The organism is Actinomyces urogenitalis DSM 15434 (assembly GCF_000159035.1).
Lineage (GTDB): Bacteria > Actinomycetota > Actinomycetes > Actinomycetales > Actinomycetaceae > Actinomyces > Actinomyces urogenitalis.
Window position 1 is genome coordinate 554094 of sequence record NZ_DS999574.1, and the last position, 8572, is coordinate 562665.

The 8572-nt window shown below is 60.4% G+C and carries 7 protein-coding genes, 1 tRNA gene and 1 pseudogene; 8 read left to right on the plus strand and 1 reads right to left on the minus strand.

Translation table 11 applies throughout. From position 1 onward, the window contains the following. Nucleotides 1–192: 192 nt before the first annotated feature. The 5 genes from HMPREF0058_RS02340 to HMPREF0058_RS11980 are packed head-to-tail and all read left to right on the plus strand — an operon-like array spanning nt 193 to nt 6423. On the plus strand, nt 193–1980 hold the full coding sequence (locus tag HMPREF0058_RS02340) for an ABC transporter ATP-binding protein (protein WP_040319486.1): 1788 nt from the start codon (nt 193–195) through the stop codon (nt 1978–1980). Then, on the plus strand, nt 1977–3725 hold the full coding sequence (locus tag HMPREF0058_RS02345) for an ABC transporter ATP-binding protein (protein ID WP_040319487.1): 1749 nt from the start codon (nt 1977–1979) through the stop codon (nt 3723–3725). Before HMPREF0058_RS02340 ends, HMPREF0058_RS02345 begins: the two co-directional genes overlap by 4 nt. Before the next feature lie 34 nt (nt 3726–3759). Further along, a complete protein-coding gene (locus tag HMPREF0058_RS02350) occupies nt 3760–4356 on the plus strand; it encodes an MptD family putative ECF transporter S component (protein ID WP_006548065.1) in 597 nt (198 codons plus the stop codon). Continuing rightward, a complete protein-coding gene (locus tag HMPREF0058_RS02355) occupies nt 4349–5035 on the plus strand; it encodes an energy-coupling factor transporter transmembrane component T family protein (protein WP_006548066.1) in 687 nt (228 codons plus the stop codon). Before HMPREF0058_RS02350 ends, HMPREF0058_RS02355 begins: the two co-directional genes overlap by 8 nt. Further along, nucleotides 5032–6423: an ABC transporter ATP-binding protein gene (locus HMPREF0058_RS11980; protein ID WP_006548067.1), complete on the plus strand. Its 1392-nt coding sequence runs from the start codon at nt 5032–5034 to the stop codon at nt 6421–6423. The genes HMPREF0058_RS02355 and HMPREF0058_RS11980 overlap by 4 nt, the downstream gene beginning before the upstream one ends. 139 nt (nt 6424–6562) lie before the next feature. Here HMPREF0058_RS11980 and HMPREF0058_RS02365 read toward each other — a convergent pair. After that, nucleotides 6563–6636 (minus strand) — tRNA-Gly (locus HMPREF0058_RS02365). A 77-nt stretch (nt 6637–6713) separates the two neighbouring features. Between HMPREF0058_RS02365 and HMPREF0058_RS02370 the strand changes: the two genes are divergently transcribed. From HMPREF0058_RS02370 to HMPREF0058_RS02380, 3 genes and pseudogenes are all read left to right on the plus strand, one after another. Then, a complete protein-coding gene (locus HMPREF0058_RS02370; RefSeq protein ID WP_006548068.1) occupies nt 6714–7265 on the plus strand; it encodes a TM2 domain-containing protein in 552 nt (183 codons plus the stop codon). Between the two features lie 196 nt (nt 7266–7461). Next, on the plus strand, nt 7462–8145 hold the full coding sequence (dcd, locus tag HMPREF0058_RS02375) for a dCTP deaminase (RefSeq protein ID WP_006548069.1): 684 nt from the start codon (nt 7462–7464) through the stop codon (nt 8143–8145). Further along, nucleotides 8142–8572: pseudogene (locus tag HMPREF0058_RS02380) on the plus strand (hypothetical protein); the annotation flags it as partial. The gene dcd and the pseudogene HMPREF0058_RS02380, both read left to right, overlap by 4 nt.

The following is an 8572-nucleotide window of genomic DNA, read 5'->3' on the forward strand; positions in this document are numbered from 1 at the left end:
CGCCCCGCCCAGTGGAGCGCACTCATCGACCACGCCATCGTAGACGAGGATACGATCCGATTCGTATTTCGCACCGGTGAACAGGTGAGCATGACCCTGCAAGGGTGATATTGTAGCGGTTGACGTGCACGGTTAGACACACCTCCCAGAAATCAAGTAAGGTTAGACTTACCTAATAAGGACGGTGTTTACGTGAACGATAGTGTAACAGATCAGGTTGTTGAAGGCGAGTATGGGTCGGCGAAGGAAAAATCTGTCGCTGGCCAGAACGCGATCCGTCAGCTATCGCAGCCGGTGAAAGGCAAACTGTTCGTCGCGCAGGTCTTAGCGTTCGCCTCCGGGGTGTTGGCCATTGCCCCGTATGTGGCTCTGGTGGAGCTTGGCAGAGAACTTATGCAAGACCAGGTGGACCCGGCGCGGGTGAACTGGATCGTCATACTCCTCGTCAGCGCATACATGGCCCGGTTGAGCTTATATTTTGTTGCATTGGGTGTGACGCATTTTATTGACCTGTCGTTGCGTAACCAGATGCGCCGGCAAATTGCCGCCCGAATGTCGACTGCTCCGCTGTCGTGGTTTACCCGCGAGGGTGAGGGGAAGATCCGCAAGACCATTCAGGATGATACGGCCACGGTGCACACAGTAATCGCGCACGGGCCGATAGAGAAACTGAACGCGATCGTATCCCCGCTCGCCTTGTTGATGTATGCGTTTGTGGTGGATTGGCGACTCGCGTTGCTGTCGATTGCGACGATCCCGCTCTATGTGGGCATGTATGGCATGTCGATGCGTGGGATGAATGAGAAGACCGCGCAAATGGATACCAAGCTCGCTCAGGTTTCGGCAACGATGGCCGAGTTCGTTGCCGGTATCTCAGTGGTGAAAGCGTTCGGCAAGGTCGGCCAAGCACATAAAGCCTATTTAGATGCAGCTAACGAGTTTTCTAAGTTCTACCGGGCGTGGTGTATGCCGCTGGTGTCGATGTCGGTCGCCTCATTTTCGTGGGTGTCGATCCCGGTGTTGTTGATCGTGAACCTTGGCGGTGGCGCGTTGATGATGAACGCCGGTTGGGTGAGCATCTACGAGGTGATAGCGACGACGTTGATTGCCTTGGTGTTGCCGGGCGCATTGATGACGGTCGCAACCATCGCCTGGTCTTACCAGCTTGCGGGATCGGCTGCGGTGCGCCTCGTTGCGGTGATGGAGCTACCGGCATTGAGCCAACCCGATGCACCACAGACACCACACGGTCATGATATCGAGATTCGGGGTGTGTCGTATGCCTATGACGACACCCAGGCATTAGACGAGGTAAGCCTGAGCATTCCGGCAGGCACGGTGACCGCGCTGGTTGGCCCGTCGGGTGCGGGGAAATCGACGTTGGCGAGTTTGATGGCCCGCTTTGATGACCCGGACGCTGGCACGATCACTATCGGCGGGGTTGATCTAAAGAGCATTTCCCAGGATGTGTTGTATTCGACGGTCGCATTCGTCCTGCAAGATGCACAGCTTATTCGCGACACCATCCACAACAACATTGCCCTGGGCGCGCCAGACGCAACCTTGGATCAGGTGCGGCAGGCGGCGAGAGCAGCGCAGATCGACGAGTTCATCATGAGCCTGCCAGATGGTTACGACACCGTGTTGGGGGAGGATACCCACGTTTCGGGCGGGCAGGCAGCCCGTATCGCAATCGCCCGGGCGCTCATGGTTGATGCCCCAGTGTTGGTGCTGGATGAGGCGACGGCGATGGCGGACCCGGAATCGGAATCGAAAATCCAACAAGCTCTCTCGACTCTTGCCAAAGGCAGAACCGTGATTGTGATCGCCCACCGACTGGCCTCGATCAGAGGGGCAGACCAAATCGTCGTCATGGAACGCGGGCGCATTGCTGTGGTCGGTAAACACGACGAGCTGTTGGGTAATGCGCACTATCAGGCACTTCTTGCCCAAGGTGCATGCGAGGAGATGACACGATGAATCAACTATTGCTACCACGCTTTAAGCGTTTGATGGAACCCGCCTCGTGGCGAGACCTCTCGGTCGGTCAAGCGTGGGGTGCGGTCTCAGGACTGTGTCACGGCTTTGCCCTGCTGACTCTGCTTCCCGCAGCAAGTGCCCTAGCAACCGGAATGCCGGTGTGGGGGCTGTCGTTTTCGGGCTGGCTCATCGCCTTGGCGGTAATCGCGATGCTGGGCGTGGGCACGGAGTTTTATGGCATGCGCACCGGCTATATCGGCGCGCTCGGATTCATTCACGACGTCCACCAAGCGGTCGGCAACAAGGTAGCCCGCCTACCGTTGGGAGTGTTCGATTCGGGTAGCTCTGGACGGCTGTCGCGCATGGTCACCCAGGAAATGATGAACCTGGGCGAGTCGGCGGCACATTTCATTTTCTCCCTCGTCCAAAAACTCTCAGCCGTGCTGGTGATCACTGTGGGAACCTGGTTCTGGGATTGGCGACTGGGACTGACCTTGACGATCGCCTTCCCGATCATGCTCGCCTTCCTCCATATCTCCCGCGTGCTTCTTGATAAAGGTAAGCAGGTTTCCGAACCAGCCGAGTCAGAGTTGGCGGCTCGCATGGTCGAATTCGCCACCTGCCAAGGCGCGCTGCGCTCCTGCCATGTCGCCGACGACTACCCGGCCCTTGATCGGGCATTCAAACAGGCTGACCGCAAAAGCCGCAAAGCATTGTGGATCGAAACATTAGCGAACCTGATTAATGGAATGTTCGTCCAAGCGCTCATTGTGGTGATGATCTGGCTGACCGCCCAACTCGCCCTCGGCGGGCAAATGAATGCGCTGAACGCCGTGGTCACAATCGGCATGTGCCTGCGGTTCACCACCATGCTCCAAGACATCGGTGGCTGCATGACCGGGCTGGAAGAACGCCGCCAGCAGATGAACCACGTCGACAAGGTCATGGATGCCCCCGAACTGTCCGAGCCCGATGCCTCCACACCGATAAACGCCCCTGGTGATGTTCGTTTCGAGGACGTCACCTTCAGCTACGATCCGGACACCCCGGTTCTCCGTGATATTTCCTTCCATGTCCCGCAAGGCGGCATGTGTGCCCTGGTTGGTCCATCTGGGTGCGGGAAGACGACGATCGCCCGGTTGGTTGCACGTTTCTGGGATGTGCAGTCCGGCAGCGTGCGCGTTGGCGAAGTGGACGTGCGCGAGCAGACCACCGAAGATTTGATGCGCCAGGTGTCTCTCGTCTTCCAAGACGTCTACTTATTCAACGACACTCTCGAAGCCAACATTCGCCTTGGCAACCCAGAAGCCACCGATGAAGAAATCAGGTGGGCCGCTGACCTGTCGGGCGTGACGGAAATCGTCAACCGGCTCCCAGACGGCTGGAATTCATTGGCGGGTGCTGGCGGGCGTGCACTGTCAGGTGGGGAACGCCAACGAGTGTCCATCGCTCGCGCTTTGGTGAAGAAGGCCCCGATCGTGCTGTTCGATGAGGCCACCAGCGCGTTGGACGCGGAAAATGAAGCCAACATTGTTGCGGCGATGAATGAGCTACGCAAACACTCCACACTGATTGTCATCGCCCACAAACTTGAAACCATTCGCCAAGCTGACCAAATCATTGTGCTCTCCCACGGTGGGCGTATCGCTCAGCGCGGGCCTCACGACGAGCTGGTCAACCAGCCAGGTCAATACCGCGATTTCTGGCAAGAACGCATCAACGCAGCCGGATGGCAACTCGTCTAAACACAGTACGTATAAGCACATGAAAGGAAAAACTATGTCCACACCCACATCTTCGCGCCTCAACGCGCGCGACTTCATCAACATTGGCGTCTTCACCGCCTTGATGTTCGTCATCGTGTTTGCATTCGGAATGCTCGGGTTCATCCCCGCCGCCATGTATGCCGGTTTCTTGCTTTCTATCCTCGTTAACGGCATCGTCTTTGCGCTGTTCACAGCACGCACTCCGAAGATGGGGGCGTTGACAATCATGCTGATTATCATCGAAATCCTCTTTTTCGTGACCGGCCACTGGGTGGGCGGCGTCGCGGTGGCCGCTGTATTCGGCCTGCTCGCCGACCTAGTCATCACCAAGGGACCGAAGAACGTGAAAGTTCGCGTTCCGCTGGCATACGCACTGTTTATTCTGCCGATCTACGTGTCACCGTGGATGCCGCTATTTATGAACCAAGACGCATATATGTCGCAAATCGCCGAACAAATGGGTGCCGAGTATGCCGCCAAGATGGCACAGGTCGTCACGATTCCGATTCTGTTGGGCTTCTTCGTCGTGATGCTCATCGTGGGCTGGCTTGCTGGTCTGTTGGGAACCAGGGTCGCGCGCAAACACTTTGAACGGGCCGGTCTTGTCTAAACTTCCCGACCCGCGCACGATTATCGCAGCGCTCGTCATCGTCTCCACCACGATCTACAGTGCCTACTCGCCGTGGTTCGTGTGTACTCTGGGCGGATTCGCCGCCGTGATGCTGGCGAGCGCTGCAATCAACCCCAACACGCTCGTGCGCCCGAGCTGGGTGGCCGTCTACCTGGCCACGTTTGCGGTCCTCGGCGGGCTCGTCTTCGTGATACCACTGGTGTGGAAGTCAACGGCCAGCGCGTTCCTCATGCTGTTTTTGCAGTGGATGTGGCGATTCAGTGTCAGCGCAGGAATGGGAGCCTACGCGATCGGCGTAATCCGACCCGCCACCTTGCAAAAAGCACTCGCCAGCTCACGGATCCCGACCTGTTTCACGATCCCAATCTCGGTTGCCTTACGTGTGCTGCCCGTGATCGGCCACGAGGTTAAAGCGATCTCAGATGCCATGAAACTACGCGGGATGTCCGTGCTCTCACTGCGTGCGGCGCAATACTTCACAATCCCTCTGCTATCGACCGTGGTACGCAGCGGGGACGAACTGGCATCGGCCGCCCTCGTGCGCGGACTGGGCGGAACCGCAAAGCCCACCTCAGTCACAGTCGTGAAATTCCGAGTGGTCGACGCAGTCATTCTGCTCATCGTTATCGGCTTCGCGATATGGAGAATCGTCCTATGACAATAGCCCAAGCAACTAGGGTCACCTTCACCTATCGAGGAGCAGACCACCCCTCAATCAACGACGCAACCATCACCATCACACCCGGAACCGTCACCTTGCTGTGTGGCGCGTCAGGGTCAGGAAAAACCACCGCACTACGGCTATTTAACGGGCTCATCCCGCACTTCCACGACGGCGACCTTACCGGAAACGTCACAGTCGACGACATTGACGTGGCACAAACAGACCTGCCACGCCTTGCCCACCATTGTTCGACAGTGTTTCAAAACCCGCGCACCCAGTTCTACACCACCCACGTGCGCCAAGAACTCGCCTTCGGCCCAGAAAATCTCGGCCGCGACCCGCAGGAGATCTGTGCCCGCATTGACGAGGTCGCAGCCGAGTTAGGTATCGTCGACCTGTTGGAATCCCGCGTCACACAACTATCAGGCGGACAAATGCAGCGCGTGGCCTGCGCCGTCGCCATGTGCAACAACACGTCGCTGATCGTCTTTGACGAGCCAACCGCGAACTTGTCCGCTGACGTTATCGACCAACTCGCCACACTCATCGCCAGGCTCAAAGCTGATGGACACACCATCATCATTGCTGAACACCGGCTAAGTTTCCTTTCCGGGATCGCTGACCGTGTCTACTGCTTCGATAAAGGCAAGATCGCCCTCACCGCAACCGGCGAAGAGTTCTACGCTACCTCGGATGAGGAGCGCAAACAGCTTGGGCTGCGATCCCTAGTGCCCGTATCCATGCCGAGCCTGCCCGAACCAGAAGGTGAAGGGCTCACGATCGACAACCTCGCCTTTGCCTACCGCCACGGAAACACAGTCCTCAATATTAACCACGTGTTGTTTCCGGCAGGGAAAATCACGGCACTCCTTGGCCCGTGCGGTTCAGGGAAATCAACTCTGGCACGCATTGTTTGCGGACTAGAAAAAGTCAAACATGCATCCATCACACTCGGCGGACAAAAATTCACCAGCCGTGACGCCTACCTTGTGATGCAAGACCCAACCCGGCAGCTATTCTCGGACACAGTCATCGACGAAGTCACGCTCGGCACGACCAAAGCCGAAAAGCAACACATCGATGCCCACGCGATCCTTGCAGAACTCGACCTTGCCGACCACGAGGCTGATCATCCCCAAGCACTCTCTGGCGGGCAACGTCAACGTCTGGTTATTGCTACAGCGCTTGCTGCGAACAAGAAAGTTTACATCTTCGACGAGCCCACATCCGGTGTTGGCTACAAGCACCTTGTCGCGATTTCCCGAGTAATGCGTAAACTCGCTGATACCGGTGCCGTCGTCATCGTCATCACCCACGATGCCGAACTCGTTACCGAGGTCGCCGATCATAGCGTCCGCCTCGATCAAATCAACGCCTGCTAACGCAAACGCTCGCTCAACCGAAAGGGAGGAAAGCGTTTCCGCAGGTCAGAGCTAACGCGCTATACACTCGCTAACGTTTTGACCCCCTTGGGGTGTACTCGCTAACGCAAACGCCTACTTATCATTTTCGACGTCATAGTGGAGCGGGTGACGGGAATCGAACCCGCGCTGTCAGCTTGGGAAGCTGAAGTTCTACCATTGAACTACACCCGCGCGCTCACCTTCCGGTGAGGTGCGGGAGCAGCATACCCTACGCAGGACCCTGTTCTGCAAATGACCGAGAGGCAGCAATGACCATCACGCCCCAGCCCTCCGACCCCCTGTCCTCAGGTCCGGATCCCTTGTCCTCAGGTCCGGATCCCTTGTCCTCAGGCTCGGCCCCGCTGTCCTCTGCGTCCGCCGACGTCAGCGGCGACCAGCTCGGCCAGCTCAACGCCCAGACCTACGGGCAGCCGGCCGCGGGCTACACCGACCCGGCCTACTCCCAGCAGCCTTACGGTCAGCAGGCCTACACGAACCCGGCCTACGCCCAGCAGCCATACGCCCAGAGCGCCCCGGCCTACCAGCAGGGCTACACCCAGCCCGGCTACGTGACCAACCAGAAGTCCAAGCTCGCCGCCGGCCTGCTCGGCATCTTCCTGGGAGGCCTGGGCATCCACAACTTCTACCTCGGTCACACCGGCAGGGGCGTCATCCAGCTGCTCATCTCGCTGATCTCGCTGGGCTTCCTCTCCTGGGTCTCTGCCATCTGGGGCATCGTCGAGGGCATCCTCATCCTCACCGCCCAGCCCGGCGCTCAGCCGTGGGGCGTGGACGCCCGCGGCGTTCCGCTCAAGGAATGACGGCTGCGGCCCGCGAACCTGGTGATCACGCCGGCGCCCCGCTGGCCGCTCTGCCAGCCCCGCTGCTAGGCGAGAGCGCCGACGCAAGCCGCCTGCGCCGTCGTCCCTGACCGTGGCACTGTGCCCGGCCGGGGACGACGGCGTCTTCGCGCCGATTCTCATGCCACATCCAGCCACGGCTGGCACAATCAGCCCCGTGCTGCTCTCCGACCGTGACATCCGTGCCGAGCTCGACGCCGGGCGTGTGCGCCTGGACCCGTATGACCCGGCGATGATCCAGCCCGCGTCCATCGACGTCCGCCTGGACCGCTGGTTCCGCCTGTTCGACAACCACCGTTACCCGGTGATCGACCCCGCCGTCGACCAGCCCGAGCTGACCCACCTGGTGGACGTCGGCCCCGACGAGCCCTTCATCCTCCACCCCGGCGAGTTCGTTCTGGGCGCCACCTACGAGCGCGTCACCCTGCCAGCCGACATCGCCGCGCGCCTGGAGGGCAAGTCGAGCCTGGGCCGCCTGGGTCTGCTCACCCACTCCACCGCCGGCTTCATCGACCCCGGCTTCACCGGGCACGTCACCCTGGAGCTGTCCAACACGGCGACCATGCCGATCAAGCTCTGGCCTGGCATGAAGGTGGGGCAGCTGTGCTTCTTCCGCTTGTCCAGCCCGGCCGAGGCTCCCTACGGCGCCGGCGCCGCGGGCTCGCGCTACCAGGGCCAGCGTGGCCCCACGGCCTCGCGCTCCTACCGCAACTTCCTGCGCACCCGTATTGAGGACCCCGGCCCGCTGGCCGACGGCGTCGCCTCCTTGTCGGACCTGCCCTCCTCGGCGGGTGGCCTCGATGGTGGCGCCGGCGCGCAGGCGAGCCAGGGCCAGGCATGAGCGCCGACGCTGAGCACCGCCCTGACCTGTCCGTCTCTCTGCCCACGGACACCCTGACCTTCTCCGTGGCCGGGATGCTGCCGGTGGGGCGGTTGGAGGAGCGGCACGCCCTCATCCTGGCTGACGACGTCTCGGCCGAGGAGGTGGAGGCGCTCGCGGTCTCGCAGGACGCCCAGGCGGGGTGGGTGGGGGCCTCGCGCCTTCAGCTGCTGCCGGGCGTTGAGCTGCAGGGCCCCTGGCCTCTCGACGGCGAGCTGCGCGCCCTCATGGGGCTGCCCGAGTGGGCGGCCAGCCTCATGATCTTGGAGTGCGAGCCCGAGCGTCGTGGTGCGCTGCCGCCCGAGCTGGCTGGCACCGACCCTGTGGCCGACGCCTTCCCTGTGGCCCAGCCGGCTGGCACGGAGCTGGTGGCCCTGACGCGCCTGCA

Coding starts and splice junctions, on each gene's coding strand:
- HMPREF0058_RS11980 (WP_006548067.1), top strand. CDS start 5,032: ATGACAATAGCCCAAGCAACTAGGGTCACCTTCACCTATCGAGGAGCA.
- HMPREF0058_RS02370 (WP_006548068.1), top strand. CDS start 6,714: ATGACCATCACGCCCCAGCCCTCCGACCCCCTGTCCTCAGGTCCGGAT.
- HMPREF0058_RS02350 (WP_006548065.1), top strand. CDS start 3,760: ATGTCCACACCCACATCTTCGCGCCTCAACGCGCGCGACTTCATCAAC.
- HMPREF0058_RS02345 (WP_040319487.1), top strand. CDS start 1,977: ATGAATCAACTATTGCTACCACGCTTTAAGCGTTTGATGGAACCCGCC.